This window comes from Bradyrhizobium prioriisuperbiae (assembly GCF_032397745.1).
In the GTDB taxonomy this organism is placed as follows: Bacteria; Pseudomonadota; Alphaproteobacteria; order Rhizobiales; family Xanthobacteraceae; genus Bradyrhizobium_A; species Bradyrhizobium_A prioriisuperbiae.
This window is the reverse complement of the sequence record NZ_CP135921.1, coordinates 3,748,834-3,770,764: the sequence shown is the minus strand read 5'-3', so window position 1 is coordinate 3,770,764 and position 21,931 is coordinate 3,748,834. Positions and strand designations below refer to the sequence as shown.

The 21,931-nt window shown below is 63.4% G+C and carries 18 protein-coding genes; 10 read left to right on the top strand and 8 right to left on the bottom strand.

The window, feature by feature from the left end; genetic code table 11:
• Nucleotides 1-22 precede the first annotated feature (22 nt).
• From RS897_RS17690 to RS897_RS17675, 4 genes are all read left to right on the top strand, one after another.
• Nucleotides 23-2,383: a xanthine dehydrogenase family protein molybdopterin-binding subunit gene (locus RS897_RS17690; RefSeq protein ID WP_315837804.1), complete on the top strand. Its 2,361-nt coding sequence runs from the start codon at nucleotides 23-25 to the stop codon at nucleotides 2,381-2,383.
• Complete coding sequence (locus RS897_RS17685) at nucleotides 2,380-3,201, top strand: FAD binding domain-containing protein (protein WP_315837803.1); 822 nt, start codon at nucleotides 2,380-2,382, stop codon at nucleotides 3,199-3,201. The genes RS897_RS17690 and RS897_RS17685 overlap by 4 nt, the downstream gene beginning before the upstream one ends.
• A complete protein-coding gene (locus tag RS897_RS17680) occupies nucleotides 3,198-4,367 on the top strand; it encodes a 2Fe-2S iron-sulfur cluster-binding protein (RefSeq protein ID WP_315837802.1) in 1,170 nt (389 codons plus the stop codon). Before RS897_RS17685 ends, RS897_RS17680 begins: the two co-directional genes overlap by 4 nt.
• Nucleotides 4,368-4,564: 197 nt before the next feature.
• Nucleotides 4,565-4,876, top strand: coding sequence for a hypothetical protein (locus tag RS897_RS17675; RefSeq protein ID WP_315837801.1), 312 nt, complete (start codon nucleotides 4,565-4,567; stop codon nucleotides 4,874-4,876).
• 195 nt (nucleotides 4,877-5,071) lie between these two features.
• On the opposite strand, the gene RS897_RS17670 is transcribed toward RS897_RS17675, so the two are convergent.
• A complete protein-coding gene (locus RS897_RS17670; protein ID WP_315837800.1) occupies nucleotides 5,072-6,577 on the bottom strand; it encodes a porin in 1,506 nt (501 codons plus the stop codon).
• 564 nt (nucleotides 6,578-7,141) lie between these two features.
• The gene (locus RS897_RS17665; protein WP_315837799.1) at nucleotides 7,142-7,420 is read right to left on the bottom strand and encodes a hypothetical protein; all 279 of its coding nucleotides are present in this window, start codon (nucleotides 7,418-7,420) and stop codon (nucleotides 7,142-7,144) included.
• 198 nt (nucleotides 7,421-7,618) lie between these two features.
• Between RS897_RS17665 and RS897_RS17660 the strand changes: the two genes are divergently transcribed.
• Nucleotides 7,619-8,374: a TetR/AcrR family transcriptional regulator gene (locus tag RS897_RS17660; RefSeq protein WP_315837798.1), complete on the top strand. Its 756-nt coding sequence runs from the start codon at nucleotides 7,619-7,621 to the stop codon at nucleotides 8,372-8,374.
• 74 nt (nucleotides 8,375-8,448) lie between these two features.
• Here RS897_RS17660 and RS897_RS17655 read toward each other — a convergent pair whose 3' ends face one another.
• Entirely contained in the window at nucleotides 8,449-9,999 is a 1,551-nt protein-coding gene (locus RS897_RS17655; protein WP_315837797.1) for an alkaline phosphatase D family protein, read from the bottom strand.
• 414 nt (nucleotides 10,000-10,413) lie between these two features.
• Here RS897_RS17655 and nirB point away from each other — a divergent pair, with 414 nt between their 5' ends.
• From nirB to RS897_RS17635, 4 genes are read left to right on the top strand one after another with little or no spacing between them, the layout of a single operon-like run.
• Nucleotides 10,414-12,891 carry a nitrite reductase large subunit NirB gene (nirB, locus tag RS897_RS17650; protein WP_315837796.1) on the top strand — a complete coding sequence of 826 codons (2,478 nt, stop codon included), beginning with the start codon at nucleotides 10,414-10,416 and terminating at the stop codon, nucleotides 12,889-12,891.
• Nucleotides 12,892-12,899: 8 nt separating this feature from the next.
• Nucleotides 12,900-13,238 (top strand): nitrite reductase small subunit NirD, encoded by a 339-nt coding sequence (gene nirD, locus RS897_RS17645; RefSeq protein WP_315837795.1) that lies wholly within the window; start codon nucleotides 12,900-12,902, stop codon nucleotides 13,236-13,238.
• Between the two features lie 46 nt (nucleotides 13,239-13,284).
• Nucleotides 13,285-14,097, top strand: coding sequence for a formate/nitrite transporter family protein (locus tag RS897_RS17640; protein ID WP_315837794.1), 813 nt, complete (start codon nucleotides 13,285-13,287; stop codon nucleotides 14,095-14,097).
• 56 nt (nucleotides 14,098-14,153) lie between these two features.
• Entirely contained in the window at nucleotides 14,154-15,938 is a 1,785-nt protein-coding gene (locus RS897_RS17635) for a bifunctional protein-serine/threonine kinase/phosphatase (protein ID WP_315837793.1), read from the top strand.
• Here RS897_RS17635 and RS897_RS17630 read toward each other — a convergent pair.
• Nucleotides 15,935-16,264, bottom strand: coding sequence for a 2Fe-2S iron-sulfur cluster-binding protein (locus RS897_RS17630; protein ID WP_315837792.1), 330 nt, complete (start codon nucleotides 16,262-16,264; stop codon nucleotides 15,935-15,937). The two genes, RS897_RS17635 and RS897_RS17630, sit on opposite strands and share 4 nt — an antisense overlap.
• Nucleotides 16,261-17,949 (bottom strand): FAD-binding protein, encoded by a 1,689-nt coding sequence (locus RS897_RS17625; protein WP_315837791.1) that lies wholly within the window; start codon nucleotides 17,947-17,949, stop codon nucleotides 16,261-16,263. The genes RS897_RS17630 and RS897_RS17625 overlap by 4 nt, the downstream gene beginning before the upstream one ends.
• 436 nt (nucleotides 17,950-18,385) lie before the next feature.
• Between RS897_RS17625 and RS897_RS17620 the strand changes: the two genes are divergently transcribed.
• Nucleotides 18,386-18,682, top strand: a complete 297-nt coding sequence (locus RS897_RS17620; protein ID WP_315837790.1) for a DUF3551 domain-containing protein — start codon at nucleotides 18,386-18,388, stop codon at nucleotides 18,680-18,682.
• Nucleotides 18,683-18,728: 46 nt separating this feature from the next.
• Here RS897_RS17620 and RS897_RS17615 read toward each other — a convergent pair whose 3' ends face one another.
• From RS897_RS17615 to RS897_RS17605, 3 genes are all read right to left on the bottom strand, one after another.
• Nucleotides 18,729-19,613, bottom strand: coding sequence for a carbohydrate ABC transporter permease (locus tag RS897_RS17615; protein ID WP_315837789.1), 885 nt, complete (start codon nucleotides 19,611-19,613; stop codon nucleotides 18,729-18,731).
• On the bottom strand, nucleotides 19,610-20,497 hold the full coding sequence (locus RS897_RS17610; RefSeq protein ID WP_315837788.1) for a carbohydrate ABC transporter permease: 888 nt from the start codon (nucleotides 20,495-20,497) through the stop codon (nucleotides 19,610-19,612). The genes RS897_RS17615 and RS897_RS17610 overlap by 4 nt, the downstream gene beginning before the upstream one ends.
• A gap of 76 nt (nucleotides 20,498-20,573) precedes the next feature.
• Nucleotides 20,574-21,893, bottom strand: a complete 1,320-nt coding sequence (locus tag RS897_RS17605) for an ABC transporter substrate-binding protein (RefSeq protein ID WP_315837787.1) — start codon at nucleotides 21,891-21,893, stop codon at nucleotides 20,574-20,576.
• Nucleotides 21,894-21,931 lie beyond the last annotated feature (38 nt).

The following is a 21,931-nucleotide window of genomic DNA, read 5'->3' as shown; positions in this document are numbered from 1 at the left end:
TTTTCTGTGGGAAGGAATGAGCATGGCAAATCAGGGCATCGGCGCACGGGTGCCTCGGAAGGAAGACGCGCGGCTGATGCACGGCCGCGGCCAGTATGTGTCCGACATCATCCTTCCCGGCCAAAGCGAAGTCGCCTTCCTGCGCAGCCCGGTGGCGCATGCCGTGCTGCGCGGCGTCACCAAGCCGCAGGGCTTTGAATCCGCCGTTTTCGTCGGCGGCGACCTCACCGGCGTCAACGCCATCGCCGCGCCCTGCACGGTTCCCAGCTACAAGGTGTCGATCCAGCACCCGCTCGCGCAGGGCAAGGTACGCTTCGCCGGCGAACTGATCGCCATGACGATCGCCCCAAGCCGTGCCGCCGCCGAGGATCTCGCGGAAAAAATCGAGCTCGATCTCGAGGAACTGCCTCCGCTGGTCGACGCCCATGCGACACGCACGACGACCGAGACCCGGGTGCATGAGGAATGGGACGACAATCTGTTTCTCACCCTGAACTACGACAACGGTTTCGAGGAGCATGCGCAGAACGCGCCCGTGGTGATCGAGCGCGAGATGACGATGTCGCGCCAGGCCATGGTGCCGCTGGAAGGCAAGGCGATCGTCGCTGACTGGGATTTCCGGGCCGAGCAGCTGACCGTCTACACCTCGACGCAGGTGCCCCATGTGATCCGGATCGGGCTCGCGCAATGCCTGGGCCTCGACGAGGGACAGATCCGGGTGATCGCCCCCGATGTCGGCGGCGGCTTCGGCTACAAATGCGTGCTGCAGCCGGAAGAAATCTGCGTCGCCTGGCTGGCGCTGACCTACAAGCGCCCGTTCCGCTACATCGAGGATCGCCGCGAACACCTGATCGCCGGCGCCAACAGCCGCCAGCACCATTACAAGCTGAAAGCCTATGCCGACAAACGCGGCCGCCTGCTGGCTCTGGATGCGGAAGTCACCATCGACGGCGGCGCCTATTCGAATTGGCCGTTCACCGTCGCGCTCGAACCGGGACAGGCCACTGGCAATCTGCCGGGCCCGTATGATATCCGCGGCTATCGCTGCAAGACCTATTGCGTCGCCACCAACAAGCCGGGCTTCCTGCCTTACCGCGGCGTGGCCCGCACCAGTGTCTGCTTCGCCATCGAACTGCTGATGGACGCGATCGCCCGCGAGGTCGGCCGCGAGCCCTGGGAAGTCCGCATGGAGAATCTGGTGACGGCACAGGCGATGCCCTACACCAATGTCGCGCGCAAGCATTACGACAGCGGCGACTATCCGCGCAGCCTGGAGACGGTTCGCCGCGAGATCGACCTCGACACATGGCGTGCCCGCCAGCGCCAGGGCGAAACCGACGGCCGGCGCATCGGCATCGGCTTCGCCAGCTATTGCGAGCAATCCGCCCACGGCACCAGCGTATTTGCCGCCTGGGGCCTGCCGCTGATCCCGGGCTACGACCAGGCGACGGTGCGCATGCTGGTCGACGGCAGCCTGGAGGTGCGGGTCGGGGTGCATTCCCACGGCCAGGGCATGGAAACCACGCTGGCGCAGATCGCCAATGAGATTCTCGGCGTCGATGTCGCCAATATTCGCGTAATTCACGGCGACACCGGCGCCACACCATTCTCGACCGGCACCTACGCCTCGCGCAGCATCGTGATGACCGGCGGCGCCGTGGCCAAAACCTGCGAAGCGCTGGTGCCGCGTCTGCTCGCGATCGGTGCGCATCTGATGCAGTGCGCCACCAATACGGTGAGCTACATGCCCGGTCGCGTGGTCGGGCCGCAATCGTCTGTTACGATCAAGGAGATCGCCGAAGCCTGGTACCGCCGGCCGCAACTGCTGCCACCGGACGTCGACGTCAACGGGCTGGAGGCGACCATCGGCTACAAGCCGCAGGTCGACACCGGGGCGTTCAGTTATGCCTCCCATGCCGCGGTGGTCGCGGTCGATACCGAACTCGGCGCCATCGAGATCCTGGACTATGTGATCGCCGAGGATTGCGGACGCATGGTCAATCCGATGGTGGTCGATGGCCAGACCATCGGCGGCGCCGCGCAAGGCATCGGCACCGCACTCTATGAAGAGAGCCCCTACGATGCCAACGGCCAGCCGCTGGCCTCGACCTTCATGGATTACCTGCTGCCCGGCGCCACCGAAGTGCCGAAATTCCGCATCCATCACACCGAGACGTTGTCGCCCTACACCGCGTTCGGCATCAAGGGCATGGGCGAAGGCGGCGCCATCGCGCCGCCGGCGGTGCTTTTCAACGCCGTCAACGATGCCCTGCGCGATCTCGGCGTCGAGGTGTCGGAAACGCCGCTGACGCCGCGCCGCCTGCTGACTGCGATCGAACGGGGATCTGCCCGCCAACCTCTGCCCGCAGAGGCCCAATCATGAAGGCGCCGGCATTCGACTATGTCCGCCCAAGCGACATCGGCGGAGTGCTCGCCGCATTGCAGGGCGGTCATGCCATGGCGAAGGTGGTGGCCGGGGGCCAATCGCTGCTGCCGATGCTCAATCTGCGGCTGGCGCGGCCGACGCTGCTGATCGACATCGCCCGCATCGACGCACTCCGCACAATCGACGACCGTGGCACCAGTGTGCGTATCGGCGCGGCAATCACCCACGCCGAACTGGAAGACCGCGATATCGCCGGCTGCGCCATGCTGCGCACGGTCGCGACCGGCATCGCCTATCGCTCGGTGCGCAACCGCGGCACCATCGGCGGCAGCCTGGTGCATGCCGACCCCGCCGCCGACTGGCCGCTGGCGCTGGCCGCGCTCGGCGCAACCATCATTGTCGAGGGCAAATCCGGCAACCGAGCGGTGCCCGCCGACAGCTTCATGCGCGCGGCGTTCCAGACCCGCATCACTGATGATGAAATCGTGGTGGCGGTCGACGTGCCGAAACTGTCGCCAGCCGCACGCACCGGCTACTACAAATTCTGCCGCAAGACCGGTGAGTTTCCGGAAGCCAGCGCCGCCGCCGTGTTCGATCCGGTATCGCGGCGCGCCCGGTTGTATGTTGGCGCCTTGTCCGGCCCGCCGCAGCCGCTCGACAACCTCGCCACCACGATCGCAGAAAACGGCATCACGGCCATCACCGAGGCTGCCGTCGCCGCCGCGGTCGATCCCATTGCCGGCCATGATCCCGCCGAGCGCAGGATGCGCCGCGCCGCCGTCATGCGCGCCCTCAAGGATGTCTTCGCATCATGACCACCGTCGCTTTCACACTTAACGGGGCACCGATCACCGCCGATGTGCAGCCGCGCACCCATCTCGGCGATTTCCTGCGCGACAACCGGCGCCTGTCGGGCACCCACCTGGGTTGCGAGCATGGCGTGTGCGGCGCCTGCACCGTGCTGCTCAATGGCGCCCCGGCGCGGTCCTGCATCACCCTTGCGGTCGCCTGCGACGGCGCTGACATCACGACCATCGAGGGTTTCGACCATGACGGCGTGATGGGTGAACTGCGCGATGCCTTCACCAGGGAACATGGCCTGCAATGCGGGTTCTGCACCCCCGGCATGCTGATCGCCGCGCGCGACATCGTGCTGCGGCTGCCGGCCGCGGGCGAGCGCCGGATCCGCGAAGAACTGTCCGGCAACCTCTGCCGCTGCACGGGTTATGTCGGGATCGTCGACGCCGTCGCCTCGGTGATCGACAAACGCAAACCGTGCGAAGCGACCGCGGACAGCGTCGTCCCGCACGTCACCGCCCCCGCACTGCCGAGGTTCACACCCGTGGCGACGCAGGCCCGGCCGGCCGCGTCGCTGCCGGCCGAAGCGACCCGTGCGCCGGCCGACGAAAAAACCGCGCGACAGGGCTGGACCCGCTTCGACGAGAGCTTTGTCATCCGCAAACCGCGCGCGGCGGTCTGGGAGCTGTTCGGCGACGTGCCGCGCGTCGCGGCCTGCCTGGCCGGCGCGCAGGTGCTGTCCTATGATGGCAAGACCGTCAAAGGCCGCATGGTCACCAAGCTCGGCCCGATCGCGGCGAGTTTCGCCGGCTCCGCAGCGATCGAGCGCAACGAGGCCGATTGGAGCGGCACCATCATCGGCGCCGGCAGCGACAGCGGCTCGGGCTCGCGCACCCGGGGCGAAATCGCCTACAGGCTCACATCGCTCGATCAGGATATGGCAACGCGAGTCGAAGTGACGGTGCTCTATAATCTGCAGGGCGCGCTGGCGCAGTTCTCGCGCTCGGGGCTGGCGCAGGAGTTCGCCCGACACCTGGTTGGACAGTTCGCGGCAAGTATTGGCGCGCAACTCGGTGACGACACCTTGGCGTCGCGCGCGACCGGCTCCTCGCTCAACGTTGGGCAATTGGTATGGTCTGTGGCGAAACAATGGCTGCGGCGGCTTGTCGGCCGTACGGACTGATCGCCGATCGCGGCGCCGCCGACAATCGACTCGACCAATCATGGCGCGACCAAAGGTCGCGCTCGGGACCGCGCACCATCATTCGCCTCGATTTGCGATGCAAAGCACCTGCACAGGACAGCATGGAACTTGATCATTCATGACGAGTTCATTCCTGTCCGCGCACACTGCGCTTCTCGTGAAGTTAGGAGAAATTCGTGAAAGCTCTCGCACTCGCAATTGGTTTGCTCGGACTGAGCGCCGCATCACTGCCCGCGCACGCCTTCCAGGCACAGGCTCCAAGCACAATCGTTGCTCCGCAAAATGACGTGACCAGCGTTCAATACTATCGCGACTACGATCGCGGTTATCGCAGGCATCGTCATGGTTATCGTGGCTACGATCGCGGTTATGATCGTGGCTATCGCGGAGGCTATGCCGGCCCGCGCCGCGGCCCGGATGCGGTGATCGTCACGCCGAACCGCCCCGGCGTCTACCGTGGCAATGGCTTCACCGTTCGTCAGTACTGAACGCAATTCCGCCTGACATCACCAAGGGGTCGCTGTTCAGAGGACAGCGACCTTTTTGTTTGCAGATTTGTTTGCCGGTCCGATTCTCCGTCGCGCCATCGACATTGCAGCAGGCACAAAGAAACCTCCGGTGGGGCACCACCGGAGGTCCTTGGAGGTCTACACGAAGCTTGGCTCCTTTCTCGTGATCAACCGTTAGAAGCTGCGCAGGATCTGTGCCGAACCGGTGTACAGGTTCTGATCCTTCAGCTGGAACTGGCTGCCAGCCGCATAACCCGGGATCGCCGTGCCGGTGCTGGTAAAGGTGCCTTCCAGGTGCTGGTCGAGCCGCGTGTAGCTGAACTCGAGAGCAAGGGTGAGATCCTTGACCGGGCTCCAGGCCGTGCGCGTGCCGACCTGAGCAACGCCGAGATCGAAACTCCCCGTCGCATTGGTGTTGCCCGTGCTCAGCCGGCCGGCATTGGCCGCCGCAAGCAGCAGCGAGTTGCCGCCCGAGCCGTAGGAGATGTGGCTGTAGGAGCCGAACACCGACGTACGCCATGCCGGGGTCCAGTAGTGCTCATAGAAGGCGCTGACGTCCCAGGCATTGCTCTTTTCAATGCCGGTGCCGGTGCCGTAGACACCGTCCAGGATGTAGCCGAACGCCAGGCCGCCATCGCCGATCTTGGCGAGACGCCCCGCGCCGGAGCTGTCCCAGGTGCCGCCGAAGGTGTACTTCGCCGCGCCGTTGGCGAAGGTGGCTTCAACCTTCAGGCTGTCGCCCAGGCCGGTGGGCAGGTTCTTCAGCTCGAACGCGCCGGTGACCGCGAAACCCCAGGTCGAGTCGGGCTTCCCGCTGTCGCTGCTGGTCGGCGTGTAATAAGTGCCGTGGACTTCATGCGCCGCGGCGGCGACATGCAGCGAGCCCCAGGCCTGGTCGAGCCGCAGGTTGGCAACGATATCCGGCACGTGGTCGCCGGCCTGCGCATTGCCCTGGAAGGTGTTGGCGCTGGTGCCGTAGCCGGTGGTGGCAGCGCCGAACGGGCCGAGCAGCGCGTTGGCGCCGGTGAGCGACGTGTTGACGACGCCCGCCGACCGGTAGGGCTGTGCGTCTTCCAGCGACAGCGTCGCCGATACGCCGTTACCGAACTCCGCGGTGTAGGCCAATTGCGGAATGCCGGTCGCGTTGAACGAGCCAGAGAAGAAGCCAGTCGAGCCGATCCAGGGCCGCGACAGCGTCCACTGCGGATCGAACTGGGAAACCGCCTTACCGAAGGTGAAGCCGGCGAACTGGATGAACAGGAAGTCGTTCTCGACAAAGCCGCCCGAAATATTCTCGCGGCCCTGCGTGTAGTCGAACAGGATGCTGGCATAGGTGCGGACCACGCCGTACTCGGTCTGAGTACGCGTATCCATGAACAGGTTGAACCGCTCGCGGTTGGTGAAGTAGTTGCGGTTGTACGAATTCGCGCCGCCGGTGCCCCCCTGATAGAACGGCACGCCATAAGTCGTACCGTTGAATGTGGTCGCGATGCGGACGGCGCCACCAATACGAATGCAGGTGTCGGTGCCAGGGATATAGTAGAAGCCCGCGCCGTAAAGCGAGCAGACCTTGACGTACTCGACCGCCTTCGCCTTGACGGGAAGATCGGCGGCTTGTGCTGCGGTCAGCGCGGCGAAACCCGCGGCGGTGCCGAGCAAAACGCTCCGAATAACTTTCATATAACCTCCAAGCGTGAATTTAGACCCGGCCTCGGCTGGCGCGATGCGTCGGCGGAACGTCCGGGTCGGTTGCTCCCATCGACAGGTTTGCGATCCGCGCGACAGCGCTGCAAAACCACTCTTCGGGACGACTTGAAGGGGCCCCCTTCCAGCGTTTAATCATGTTATGCAACATGATTACCTAACTCAAATAGCAAACCGGGGGCCGGCAGAACTCTTACCGCAGCTGTAGCACGCTGGTCACAGCACCGTCACAGGCCCTGACACGCTTGGAATGACGCATATCATTCATTCAAACGCGCGATGGTTGATGCTGTTTTGTGCAAGAAGCGTGGATGACGACAGAATCGTTCTGCGAAAGGGCCGTCACACGAAATAACATTACAGTCATAATGCCTTCGGCTCGGATTATTCTCACCTTGTTGTGATCACTCGCCATCCCGGTCATCGCTCAGGCACGCACTCCAGAGCGAGGCGCAGAGCAGGCATGCACGTGATCCCGTCTGGGCACGCAGCTCATGGATCGTTCGCGATCGGGATTCTGGACCGAATAGCACACAGCTTTCACGGCGTGGATGAAGCCGACGCGCAAGGAATCAGCTGGATATAGTCCCGGTGAATCGCCACCGCCGTCCGCGAGCCGTCCCAAAGCACGCGCACGCTGTTGGGATAACGTCCGTTGCCATCCCGCACCACCGTTCCCTGAAGCTTGGCGTATCGCGGATGCCGCAGACTGCCGAGTTCGGAGCTGCAGACCCGGTCTCCCTTCGAGAACGATACCGCAGTCCGTCCCGCATCATTGCCCGATGCGGTCGCGGACGGGCCCACACTGCTCCCGTTCATGCCATGCCACCCAGTGTCCCCAACCGGCCTCAAATGAGCACGCACCTGGCGCGCCGCAAGGGCAGCGACGGGATGCGATGTGCTCCGGCTCGGCTCCGGCGTGTCTGCTATTCCTATCCGGTCCTCGGCCTTGGAGCCTCGATTCCGGCGCGCCGCGGGCTGTGAGGACAACCTCGGTGCAGGCCTTTGGGGATATGCATGGCCGGTATTCCCGGCTTACAATCCATTCCCACGCCTCATCGACCCCAGCCGGCCGCTCGACGGAAAGCCCTCTTTGAACAGGTCCTGGATGCGCAGAGACGCCATGGTGATACTTGCTGCGAGGAGCGCCTCGCGCGTGACGAGGCTGCCGGGGCTCGGCGCGACCGGCAGAGCGCACCGATGAGGGTCACCAAGGCGCAGAATGCGGAGCATCACCGCGCGATCATCGATGCCGCGTCCCGGCTGTTCCGCGAGCGTGGCTTCGACGCCGTCACGGTGGTCGACATCATGCAGGAGGCGGGCCTGACCCACGGTGCGTTTTACGGGCATTTCGCCTCGAAGACGGCACTGGCGGCGGAGGCCCTCCGGCTCGCCTTTGAAAGACGGCTGGCGGAATGGACCGACGACATGTCCCTGACCGAGGCCCTGGATCTTTATTTCTGCGTCGGGCACCGCGACGATGCCCGCAGCGGCTGCCCGATGGCATCGCTGGTGTCGAAGATCGCCAACCTCGACAGGCTCATCCAAAAGCAGTTTTCCCGTGGTGTTTCCCAATACGTCGACAGGATCGCCGAACGGCTTGCCGCGCGTGGCGTCAGGAAGCCGCAAGCGAGGAAGCAAGCGGCCGCCATCATTTCCACGATGATCGGCAGCGTGGCGCTGGCGCGATCGGTCTCGGCCACCGATCGCGAGTTGTCCAGCGAACTTCTGACCGGCGCCAGAGTCGCGATCAAAGCGCAATACGGCGTTTGAGATCACCGCCCGCCGTGTTCCGGCTCACAGCGACCGGATCGACGGCGAGGATGTGGCGATGCCGGCCGCAACCGTCAGATCCCGCCGCGAACCAATCGAGATTCGCGCGATCGCTTCTCTGTCTGCGGCTCGATCCGGGTGGCCCAGAGGTCGCGGTCGTCGACGTCCTTCAATGTGACCGTCATCACTTCGGTCGCGCCGTCGATCGCGACATGGCCGAAGAACTGCAGGCCGAAGCAGGGCGCGAGGTCGTCCGGCTGATCACCGCTGCAGCCCTTCTGGAATACCGCGCGCGGTCCGAAGGTGTTGTCCAGCCGTTGCGGCGGCCAGGTCCCGGCATGCAGCGGGCCGGAGATGAACTCCCAGAACGGTTCGAAATCCTGAAACACCGCGGCATTCGGATCGTAATAATGCGCTGCCGTATAATGCATGTCGGCGGTCAGCCACACGGTGTTGCGAATGCCGGCGCGCTTGATGAAGGTCAGCAGGTCGGCGATCTCGATCTCGCGGCCGCGTGCGGGGCCATCGCCTTGCGCGACCGCATCGCCGCTCACAACACCGATCGGGAGATCGGCCGCGATGATCTTCCAGGTGGCGTGCGAATTCATCAGTTCGTGCTTGAGCCATGCCATCTGCGCCGGGCCGAGGATCGCCGCGGCCGCGCCCTGCTCGTCGAGGGCGGTACGATAGGATCGCATGTCGAGCAGAAACACATCGAGCAGCGGGCCATAGGCGACCTTACGGTAGACACGGCTGGCCTCCGCCCCGATCCGGCGGATCGGCATGAATTCATGAAAGGCGCGGCCGCCGCGCGCCGCGAGCTGAACCATGCGCGGGTCGCCATCGGGACACCAGTCATTGGTGACCTCGTGATCGTCCCATTGCGCGAGCATCGGCACCTCCGCATTGAAAGCGCGCAGATTGCGATCCAGCAGGTTATATTTGTAGTTGCCGCGAAACTCCGCCAGCGTCTCGGCGACCTTGGATTTCTCCTCGGTGACAAGGTTTCTCCAGATCTCGCCATTGGGAAGCGTGCTCTCCGCCGGGATCGGGCTGTCGGCATAGATGTGATCGCCCGAGTGGATGAAGAAGTCGGGCCGGCATTTCGCCATGGTCGCATAGGTGCGCATTCCGCCGCGCGCTTCGTCTATGCCCCACGCACCAGTATCGCCCGACCACACAAAAGAAATCGAGCGGCGGTCGCGCGGCGCCGTGCGAAAACGCCCGACCTGCGGCTCGCTCAACGCGCCGGAGAAAGAGTGGTCCTGGAAGCGAACGCGATAGAACACGTCCTGTCCCGCCGGCAGGCCCTGAAGCAGCGCCTTGGCGGTGAAGTCGGTGTCGGGGAGCGCATCGACGGAGACGGCGCCATGGATGGTTTTGAAGCTGTCACTGGTGGCGATCTCTGCCAACATGCGCGCAGGCCGATCGGTGCGTGTCCAAACGATGCCGGACTCGAGGGAGACATCACCGGACTGGACACCGTGGGTGATCACCGGGCGGTCGGCTGCGCGGCTAAGAGACGGCCTGGCGATGCCGCCCACGGCGGTGATCGCCGCCGACGATACCGCCGTCAGAAACCGGCGCCGCGTGAGCGCCGCGCCGTTGCGCTGAGTGACGACCATTTGGCCTCCGCCGCCGAATCGATGCGGCGGACGCTGCCTGCGTCGTCTGACAGGGGGCCGACATTTCTGCGACAACCGGACGACGTCGCGAGGCTTCCGGTGCGCGAGATCTGTGCATCTGCACAAGCACGAAGCAGCAACGCCAACCGGAGCCTCGGTTCTCGGCGGAAAAATACTGCGTGATTTCAGTTGCTTGGTCCACGCCGCACGTTGGCATGTTGATTGCTTGCAAGTGTTCAGTCAATGACGACCGCCGTCCATCGGATTGCCGAGGCCAATGCTGGCCATGGCGCAGGGACAGCTCGAAGCAACCTCGTTTATTCAGGAGGCTTGGTGCGGTCGTCGTGACGTCATCCGAGGATGGCCTGCGCAGCCCTGTTTCCGATCGATCGCGGTTGGACAACAGGATGGCACATGGAACACCGGTCCACCGCACCAAGGCAGAAGCTCGTCGTTCTCGGCAACGGAATGGCGGCAGGCCGCGTGCTCGAAGAGTTGTTCGAGCGCGCGCCCGAACGCTACGACGTCACCATTTTCGGCGCCGAGCCGCGCGTCAATTACGACCGGATCATGCTGTCACCGGTGCTCGCCGGGGACAAGCAGTTCGACGATATCGTCGTGCATGACGACGCATGGTATGCGCGGCACAATATCGATCTGCGCAAGGGCGAGCCGGTTGTCGCGATCGACCGCGCTGCGCGCACCGTTCGCACCGAAACGGGCGCGATTCACCCCTACGACGCACTGATCATCGCAACGGGATCGCGGCCCATCCTGATCCCCGTCCCCGGCGCCGAACTGCCCGGTGTCGTGACCTTCCGCGATCTCGATGACGTGGACGCCATGCTGACAGCCGCAAGGAAGGGCGGCAATGCCGTGGTCATCGGCGGCGGCCTGCTTGGCCTGGAGGCAGCCGCAGGTCTCGCGGCCAACGGGATGAAGACATCAGTCGTGCATCTCATGCCGACCCTGATGGAACGGCAACTCGATCCGAACGCCGCCTATCTGCTGCAGAAGGCGATTGAACAGCGCGGCATCGAGATCCTGACGGGCGCCAATACCAGCGCCATTCTCGGCAGCGACAAGGTTGAAGCGGTGCGGCTGGACGACGGCCGCACCCTGCCGGCCGATCTCGTGGTGATGGCCGTCGGCATTCGCCCGAACGCAATCCTCGCCAAGGAGGCCGGCCTCGAGGTGAAGCGAGGTCTTGTGGTCGACGATTTTCTCCGCACCAGCGACGACAACATCTTCGCTGTCGGCGAATGCGTCGAGCATCGCGGCCAATGCTACGGGTTGGTCGCCCCCCTCTATGAAATGGCCCGGACGCTCGCGGCGACGCTCGCGGGGGAGCAAGTGCCGGGCTATGCGGGCTCGGTCACATCGACAAAACTCAAGGTCACGGGCGTCGATCTTTTCTCGGCGGGTAATTTCGCGGAAGGCGACGAGAACGACGAAATCGTCCTGCGCGATCCCCGGCGCGGCGTCTACAAGCGCATCGTGCTGCAGGATAACCGCGTTATCGGCGCGGTGCTGTATGGCGACACCGCCGACGGCGCCTGGTACTTCGACTTGCTCAAGAAGAATGCCGACATCACGGCAATGCGCGACACCCTGATTTCCGGGCAGGCCTACCAGGGCGGCGTTCCCCTCGACCCCATCGCAGCCGTCGCCGGCCTGTCGGATGATGTCGAAATCTGCGGCTGCAACGGCGTCTGCAAGGGGACCATCACCCAGGCGATCACGGCGAAGGGCCTGACCACGCTCGACGAACTCCGCGCTCAGACCAAGGCCTCGGCCTCCTGCGGGCAGTGCACGTCGAAGGTCGAAGCGCTTCTGGTTGCAACACTGGGCGACAAGTATGCCGGCGGCGCCCGCAAGCCGATGTGTAAATGCGTTGACCTGACCCATGAAGAAGTCCGCGGCTTCATCGTTTCGAAAGAGCTGAAGTCGGTTCCGGCCGTGATGCAGGAACTGGGCTGGAAAACCTCCTGCGGCTGCCCGTCCTGCCGGCCCGCACTCAACTACTACCTGCTGTGTGCGTGGCCGGGCGAATATCGGGATGACGCCCAATCGCGCTTCATCAACGAGCGCGTGCATGCCAACATCCAGAAGGACGGCACGTTCTCGGTCGTGCCGCGGATGTGGGGCGGACTGACGACGCCGAACGAATTGCGGGCGATCGCCGATGTCGCCGATCGATTCAAGATCCCGACCGTCAAGGTGACGGGTGGCCAGCGGATCGATCTGCTCGGTGTCCGGAAAGAGGATCTGCCGGCGGTGTGGGCCCAGCTCAATGCGGCCGGCCTGGTGTCCGGCCAGGCCTACGCCAAGAGCTTGCGTACCGTGAAGACCTGCGTGGGCACCGACTGGTGCAGGTTCGGAACACAGGATTCGACCGGCCTTGGCGTCAAGCTCGAGCGGCTGCTCTGCGGCTCCTGGACCCCGGCGAAGGTGAAGCTTGCGGTCTCCGGCTGTCCGCGCAACTGCGCCGAGGCGACGGTGAAGGACATCGGCATCATCTGCGTCGAGTCCGGCTACGACATCCACATTGCCGGCGCGGCCGGACTCCATGTCCGGGCAACCGACCTGCTCGGCCATGTCGATACCGAAGAGGAAGCGCTGGAATACGTCGCCGCAACCATGCAGCTCTATCGCGAACAGGCCGGCTATCTGGAGCGGGTCTGGAAGTGGGTCGAGAAGGTCGGCCTCGACAAGGTTCGCGCCGCCATCATGGACGATCACGAAGGCCGCCGCGCGCTGTTCGATCGCTTCCAGCAATCGCAACGCGCGGTGCGCAAAGACCCCTGGGCCGAGCGTGCCGCGGGCCGGGAGCTGCATGAATTCATGCCGCTCGCCGAACTCAATCTCATCATGCCAGCCGCTGCCGAATGAGCAAAGACATGAAACAATCAAACGATTTCTGGTTCGATGTCGGACCACTGCACGCAATCCCTCCAAGAGGTGCCCGCACGGTCAAGACACCGCGGCGCGAGATCGCGGTTTTCCGCACAGCAAGCGACGAGGTGTTCGCGCTCGAGAACCGCTGTCCCCACAAGGGCGGTCCCCTGAGTGACGGGATCGTGCACGGCCGCAAGGTTGCCTGCCCGCTGCACAACTGGATCATCAATCTCGATGACGGCAAAGCCACCGGCGCGGACAGCGGCTGCGCCAGAAGCTTTCCAGTCAAACTGGAGAACGGCCGCATCTATCTCGACATGAGCGTCGCCGCGGCGCCGTGAAGACAACGCACTTTCGCTTTTTATCGAATAATCAAGGGGAGCTTTAATGGCCTATCTCGTGCCGTCGGAATTCGTGACCAAGATGGTGGACGCCGGCGAATCCAAGATCTTCATGTCGACCAGAGACACCATCATCCGTGCTTACATGGCCGGTGCGATCCTGGCGCTCGCCGCTGCCTTCGCTGTTTCGGTCAACGTTCAGACCGGTTATCCGATTATCGGTGCGATCCTGTTCCCCGTCGGCTTCTGCATGCTGTATCTGTTCGGCTTCGATCTCCTGACCGGCGTTTTCGTGCTGGCGCCGCTGGCGTTGATCGACAAGCGCCCCGGCGTGACGATCGGCGGGGTGTTGCGCAACTGGGGCCTGGTTTTCATCGGCAACTTCGGCGGCGCCTTCACCGTCGCGGTGATGATGTCGATTGTCTACACGTTCGGCTTTTCCAGCCCACCGGACAAGGTGGGCGCCGTGATCGCCGGCATCGGTGAATCCCGCACGGTCGGCTACGCGCAACACGGCGCGGCCGGCATGCTGACGCTGTTTGTTCGGGGCATGCTCTGCAACTGGATGGTGTCGGCGGGCGTCGTCGGCGCGATGATCTCCACCTCGGTCAGCGGCAAAGTGATTGCGATGTGGATGCCGATCATGCTGTTCTTCGCCATGACCTTCGAACATTCCATCGTGAACATGTTCCTGTTCCCCTCGGGATTGCTGATGGGGGGACACTACACGCTGGTGGACTACCTGCTCTGGAATGAAATCCCCACCGTCGTCGGCAATCTGGTGGGCGGGCTGGCCTTCACCGGGCTGACTTTGTATGCCACGCATGTGAAGACGGCGCCGAAACGAGTGGCTTACTGATCGAAATCAGGGGGTCTCACCTCGGGCGAGGCCCCCTCTTTCCTATAGCGTGAGCGATGACGCGGCAGCTTCAGATATCGATCGGGCAGCATTCGAACAGAGGTCGCAAGGAGACCAATCAGGACTTCCATGGCGCCTTGATCCCCGAAGAACCGCTGCTGGGATTGAAGGGGATCGCCGTCGTCCTCGCCGATGGCATCAGCAGCAGCAGGGTCAGCCGCATCGCCAGTGAATCGACCGTCAAGGGTTTCCTGACCGACTACTATTGCACATCGGACTCCTGGTCGGTCAAGACGTCGGCGCAACGTGTCATCGCAGCGACCAATTCCTGGCTGTATGCACAGACACGGCAGAGCCAGAACCCTTACGACAAGGACAAGGGTTACGTCTGCACGATGAGCGCGATGGTCATCAAATCCACCACTGCGCATATTTTCCATATCGGCGACTCCCGGATTTATCGCCTCACCGGCAACGCCCTCGAGCAACTCACCAACGACCACCGCGTCGCCGTCTCATCGCAGCAAAGCTATTTGAGCCGGGCGCTGGGGATCAATCCGCAGATCGAAATCGACTACCAGGCGCAGCAAATCGAAAAGGGGGATACGTTTCTGCTGGTGACCGACGGCATTTACGAGCACGTCCCCGCCCGCTTCATTGCCGAGGCAATCAAGGGCGGCGCGGACAATCTCGACGCCGTCGCCCACGCCATTGTCGATGAGGCATACCGGCGCGGTAGCGCAGACAATCTCACGGTTCAGATCGTCCGTATCGACGACCTGCCCCTCGGCGAGGCGAGCGAAGCTGCCGGCCAGGCGTCCGAATTGCCACTGCCGCCGCTGTTGGAGGCCCGCATGGTATTCGACGGCTATCGAATCCTGAGAGAGCTGCACGCCAGCAGCCGGAGCCACATCTATCTCGCCGCCGACATCGAGACCGACGCTGTCGTCGCGATCAAGATCCCTTCGATCGATCTGCGCGGCGATGCCGCTTATATCAAGCGCTTCATGATGGAGGAGTGGGTGGCCCGGCGCATCGACAGCGCCCACGTCCTGAAGCCCAGCCTGTTATCCAGAAAACGCAACTTCCTGTACATCGTCACCGAATTCATCGACGGGCAGACGCTGGCCCAGTGGATGATCGACAATCCAAGGCCCGATCTGGAAACGGTCCGCGGCATAGCGGAGCAGATCGCCAAGGGATTGCGCGCCTTTCACCGCAAGGAAATGCTGCATCAGGATCTACGGCCCGCCAATGTCATGATCGACAGGAACGGAACGGTGAGAATTATCGATTTCGGCTCCACCAAGGTCACCGGCGTGGTCGAAGCCGCCCCCCTCGCCGGCCACGACGACATCCTGGGCACCGCTCAGTACACGGCGCCCGAATACTTCCTCGGCGAGAACGGCTCGCCCCGCTCCGATCTGTTCTCTCTTGGGGTGATCACATATCAGATGCTGACGGGACGACTGCCCTACGGCACGGAGATGGCCAAGGCGCGCACAAAGTCACAACAAAGAAAGCTGAAATACAGATCCGCTTTGGACGAGAATCGCGAGATTCCGGCATGGATCGATGGGGTTCTCCGCAAGGCCGTGCATCCGGATCCGTACCAGCGCCATGAGGCGCTCTCCGAATTGATCCACGACTTTCGCCAACCCAACGCGGCGTTTCTCGACTCCCGACCCAGGCCGCTCATGGAACGCAATCCGCTGCTGTTCTGGAAATGCCTGACTCTCGGTCTGGCACTCATTATTGTGCTGCTGCTCGCCAGCCAGAACATGAGGCGCCAGCAGATTTCAGACGATTGGCCGTCGAAATTTCTGGTCTTGTCCAGTTAAAACTGGAGCCGTTCATCCGGTGGCGCGATCTCGGTCACGAGATCGCGGATCAGTGCCTTTTTCGGCAGCGGCGCGAGCGCGGTCACGCCCTCTTTCAGACGAACCGTGCAGGCGTAATCGACCTTGCCGTCGATCAGCATCATGCACTCCTTGCAGGCGTTGGCATTGATGCAGGCGAAGCGAAACGCCAGGGACGGATCGGCTTCACGGCGGAGCGCACGCAAGCCGTCGAGCACCGATTGTCCGGATTCAAATGCAACGTCAAACGACTCAACGTGCACACCCGCATCAGGTGTGCCGCGCTGAATGGCAAGGGTCGCCTTCATGCCGCAACCCTCCCCGGCTGTGGCGCATGGCGATCGAGGGCGAGCTTGCCCTCGACAAGAGACACGATCTGATTGACGCTCCAGGCATCATCGAGCCCTGGATGATCTTCCCGCTGGTGGGCGCCGCGGCTTTCGGTGCGGGCCAGCGCCGGCTGGGTGACCGCACGCGCGACCAGCAGCATGTTGCGGAGATCCAGCCAATCGACCAGCACAGGATCGAATCCATCCGCCGACGCAAGCGGTATCTCGCCGATGTCTGCAGTAAGCCGTGCGAGCCCCTCGGAAGCCACGCGAAGTTTCTCTTCGGTGCGAAACGGGCCTACCTTTTCGGCCATCAGCGTCTGCAATTCTGCGACGGTCGTCGCCAGATTCGGCCCAGACCGTCGCGATGCGCTGCGCAACAGGTCGACCGTGGGATGCACAGCCGCTTCGGACCATGCCGATGACTGCCTCAGTGCCCGCAGCGCCGCATAGCGGCCGGCGCGCGCGCCGAACACAAAAGCCTCGGTGATCGCATTGCCCGACAGGCGGTTGGCACCATTGGCGCCGCCGACCGCCTCACCGCAGGCGTAGAGGCCCGGAACGCGCGTCTGCAATGTCTCGTCCACGCGGACACCACCCATGTGATAATGCGCGATCGGCGCCACCTCCACCGGCTGGCGAGCCAGATCGATGCCGTTCGCCGCCAGCCGATCGACGACGGGGCCGAAGGCACGGCGGATGTCGGCTTCGGGGACGTGCTGAAAACTGAGATACGCGCCGCCGGCCGGGCTGCCGCGCCCGGCTTCGACTTCTTTGGAGATCGCATAGGTGGCGAGATCGCGTGTCAGCACGTAGCGGCCGTCGTTGCGCGCATCGCGGGTGGCGTAATCGTCTTCGAATTCGCGCATCTCGGCGTTCAGCAACTTGCCGCCAAGCTTGTAGCGGAACGGATCCCACATGATCGGATCCATGCCGACCAGACGCGGCGCCAAATGACCGATGGGGAAGAACTGCACAAACTCCATGTCGATGAGCTCGGCACCGGCGCGCAGCGCCAGCGCATAGCCATCGCCGCCCATGTTGGCGGAGGCGCTGTTGCGCCGATAGAGCCGCGTCAGTCCACCGGTCGCGATCACGACAGCCTTCGCTGCAAGCGTGACAATGCGCCCGGTCGGAAGATGCAGCGCGGTCGCGCCGCAGGCTTCGCCGTCGCGCACGGCGATATCGACGATGGCGAGATCACCAATACGGCGGACGCCGCCCGCGCCGATCAGCCGTGCCCGCAGCGTCCGGGACACCGCGGGCCCGGTGGACAGAAAATCCACATAGACGCAGCGCGGCCGATCGTGGCCGGGCGCCTGCGCCTGGGTGATGTGATCGCCCTCGCGGGCCCAGCCGACCTTCCAGGCATCCATCTCGCGGATTCGCCGCGGCCCGTCCTCACACACGAGAGCCGCGAGCCGCTCGTCACATAGGCCACGACCAGCCGCAAGCGTGTCGGCAAGATGATATTCCCAATGATCGGGGGTTTGTTCGCCGAGCGCGGCCGCCACCGTCATCTGCGCCATCACGGTGGCCCCGCCACGGCCAATCAAACTGCGATCGGCCAGGACAACGCTGGCTCCCGCGCTAGCTGCTTCGAGCGCCGCATACATGCCGGCCCCGCCAGCGCCAATCACCAGGACATCCGTCTCAATATGCATTGCGAACTTTCACGGTATTCACTGCCAGCGGCCGTGCGCATCGAACCGGATGCCCGAGGAGATGTCGAGCCCCAGATGTGTCGAACGACATGGGTTCGGTCATGCAGCATTCGTGCCGGTGAGCGCACGCAGAGGTAAGCACCCCGTCATAGCAGCCAAAACTAAATTCAAATTCATGTTGGCAAGCTGCGTTTACGACCAAACACAATCAATCACGAACAAAGGAATAAACGCGTATTTAATTGGGAATGCTGCGCCTGCTCACTATCTTTGTGGCATGAGACTTCTTCGGAAGCCTCCCAACTGACGATCACGAACATGATCTAGACGGCCTGCCGCCCGCGGCAGCTCGACACCGGCGCGACGTTTCGCGTTTCCCGGTTCGGGCAGGTGCGCGCCCGGCACGGCCATCCACTCCAGCACACCGAGACGAACCATGAGATTCAATCGAAAAGCAACTTTCCTGGCCGCCGCTCTGGCGTTTGCAGCAGCAGTGCCGTTTGCCATCTCGACAACGTCGGCGCAGGCCACGCCATCGCGGCAGGGGCCGTCGCCGTTCTGTCTGCTGCCGGGCTCCTCCAACGGTCCGGGCGGCGCGCCGCAGATCTGCGGCTACTATAGCTACCAGGAATGCCTGCAGGCCGCGGCCGACATGAACGCCAACTGTGTGGCGAACATCGACTTTCCCGGCCAGATCGTGCGGACGCCGAATGGATGGCGGGCGCAGTATTGAGGAGCTCTGCAGCAGGCCGCTCTGATGCGGTGGCGACAGCGCCGGCTCACTCTTTGAGGCCGGTGCTCGCCACGCCCTGAACGAACTGGCGGCGCAGGAACACAAAGAGGGTGATGCTGGGAATCAGCACAATCGACGATGCGGCGCTGAGACGGCCGAGGTCGACCGTAAAGCCGGTCTGAAATAGCGCGAGGCCAACCTCGATGGTGTAGGCCGTCTTGGTCGAGGTGACGATCAGCGGCCAGGCGAATGCCGTCCAGGCCTGGAAGAAGGCCAGCACGCCAAGCGCGGCAAGCGGGGCGCGCAGCAGCGGCAGCACGATATAGACAAACACCCAGAGTTCGCCGGCGCCATCAATACGCGCGGCCTCCAGCAATTCATCCGGAATGGAGTGAATGACGTTCTGCCGAATCAAGAAAATGCCAAAGCTCATCACCAGATAGCCGACAAGCAACCCCCAGACGGAATTCAGCGCGCCCAGCGCCTTCACCTGGAAATAGAGCGGAATCATGTAGACCTCGAACGGGATGATCGCGGTCCCCAGGATGATCGCAAAAACGATGTTGAGAATCTTGAACGAGAACTTGCCGAGGACATAGCCGGCGATCGCCGACGTCGTCATGATCGACAGGGTCGAGAGACAGGCGAACAGCAGGCTGTTCCAGATCCAGGTCAGCAGCGGCGTGTCGCTGAGCACGGACTTGAAGTTATCCAGGGTCGGATGGTGCGGCACGATCGGCGGCGGCCAGAGCAGCATCTCCTGCGGCGTCTTGAAGGCATTGGCGACCAGGAAGACCAGCGGCAGCAGCATCGCGATGGAAAACGCGGTCAAGATGATGTCGATGACGAGGTTCGTCAGCAGAGTCTTCAGACGACGGCGGCGGTCGCCGGCGACATCGTCGAAGGGAATGGCGTTGGCGGAGAGCGTCATGCCCGGCCCTTCTCGCGCAAGAGCGAAAATTGGATCAGCGTGAGGACGAGCACGATGACCAGCAGGACCACGGCTTCGGAAGCCGCGTAACCGACGCGGTAGTTGCGGAAGCTGTTCTCCAGCATATCGAGCACCAGCACGCGCACCTGGCGGCCGGGCGCGCCCTGCGAATCCGAGGCCAGGACGAAGGCCTGTGCATAAACATTGAAGCCGGAAACCAGGGTGACCACCGATACATACAAGGTGATCGGCTTCAGCAGCGGGATCGATAGAAACCAGAACGATTGCCGCGCCGAGGCACCGTCGAGGCGCGCCGCTTCGTACAGCGCATGCGGCAGGTTCTTGAAGCCGACAAGATAGATCAGCACGGCATAACCGAGCGTCTGCCATGAGCAGAGCACGATAATGCAGACGAGAGAAAGCACCGGATCGAACAGCCACGCTTTCGGCGCCACACCAAACCAGTCAAGCATGGCGTTGAGCGGCCCGAGCCGCGCATCGAAAATCCACTTCCAGGCCATCGCGGCCGGCACCAGCGACACCACGTGAGGAAGGAAGATCGCGGTTTCGTAGAAGCCGGCGAGGCGCGATTTGGTGCGGTGGTGGATCAGCGCCGCGAGGCAAAGCGCCAGCGGGATGGTCACGATCAGCACGCCGAAAGCGATGATCGTGGTGTTGACCAGAGCTTCGAGGAACAGCGGATCGCCGGTCAGTTCGCGAAAGTTGTCGAAGCCGATGAAGGGCTTGTTCTTGGAGAGGATGTTCCATTGGTGCAGGCTGAGCCGGAGCGTCTCGCCGATCGGATACAGCCTGACCGCGGCATAGATCGCCAGCGTCGGCAGCAGCACCAAACTTACAAAGATCAGTTTCTTTCGCTGCAGCATTCGCCCTCAGACGCGGTGAAGGCGCAGGGCCTTGAGGAGGTCTCGCGGCATGAGATGGACCATCATGTGGTGAGGTTCACTTGCCAAGCAGGCCCTCTCGCTTGAGGATTCCGTTGACCTCGGTCTCGGTAGCCAGGAGGTTCGCGTCGATCGCCTTGTCGTCATCCGCAAGCTTGCTGTCGGCGAAAGCGGTGACCAGCCTGGCTGCGACCCGCGCGAGCACTTCCTCACTGGCATCGATAGCCGGAAGGGCGAAGAAACCATAATCCTTGGGATAGTCGACAAACGCACTGAAGGCCGGCACGGATGTGGTGACTGGCGAATAGTCGATATTGGCGCGGCTCGGCAGCCACCCCACGTTCTTCAGCAGCCAGATCTGGTTGTCGGGTTCGTTGGCGGCCAGAGCGAAAGCCCAGGCGGCATCGGCCTCCGCGCCCTTGGCGCTGACATAGAGATTGGTCGGGATGCTGATCGACCCCCGCGGCAGCGGCGCGGTCGCGTAATTGAGGCTCGGCGCCTTCTTGGCGATGTCGGCGATGACCCAGGATTCACGGATGAACATCGCGGTCTGGCCGCGCTCGAAGGCCTCCGCATCGGCCGGCATCTCCGGCGACACGGTCTTGGTCTTGTGGACGTTGACCAGATATTGCTTCAGCGCGTTTCGGCCCGCTTCATTGACCAGCGTCACCCGCCATTTGCCGTCGGCCGTCGGGCTGAGGATATTGCCGCCAAACTGGAACAGATTGATCCAGAATTTTTCAGCAATGCCCTGACCACCGCCCGAGAGGCGCAGGCTCCAGCCGGAGACCGTGGACTTGCCGGCGCTGTCACGCCGCGTCAGTTTCTCGGCATAGGCGTCGTACTCCGCCATGGTCGCGGGCGGGCGTGTCAGCCCGGCCTCCCTGAACATGTCGAGGTTGTAGAACAACGACACCTGGCCATGGAACAGCGGCACGCCATAGACCGCGCCACCAAGGCTGGCGCTGTCGCGGAAGAAGGCGCTGAAATTCGCGGGATTGCCGACGAAACCGACCACATTGGCCGGCGCCTTCGGCAAGAGATCATTGTTGAGATAGCGCGCCGCGCCGGCGGTACCGAGCTCGATCACCAGGGCGCCACTCCCGCCCGACGCCAGGCCAAGCGCGACGCGCTTCTCATGCTCGCGCAGCGGGATCGCTTCGACCGACACCTGGAGATTGGGGAATTTCGCTTTCATGCCGTCGGCGACATGGCGGTAGAACGGCTCCATCTCGGGATAGCCGCTCCACACGATCAGCTTCTGCGCCTGCGCGCTGGTGATCCCGGCCAAACACACTGCGATCACCGAGGCGGCGAGACAGCGCCATCCAACCCGGCGAGACCTGGTGCCGCGTCTCCCGAAGCAGGTTTCAGCCATGATGATCCCCTCCCGTGGCAAAAACGGCCGGCAGCCGA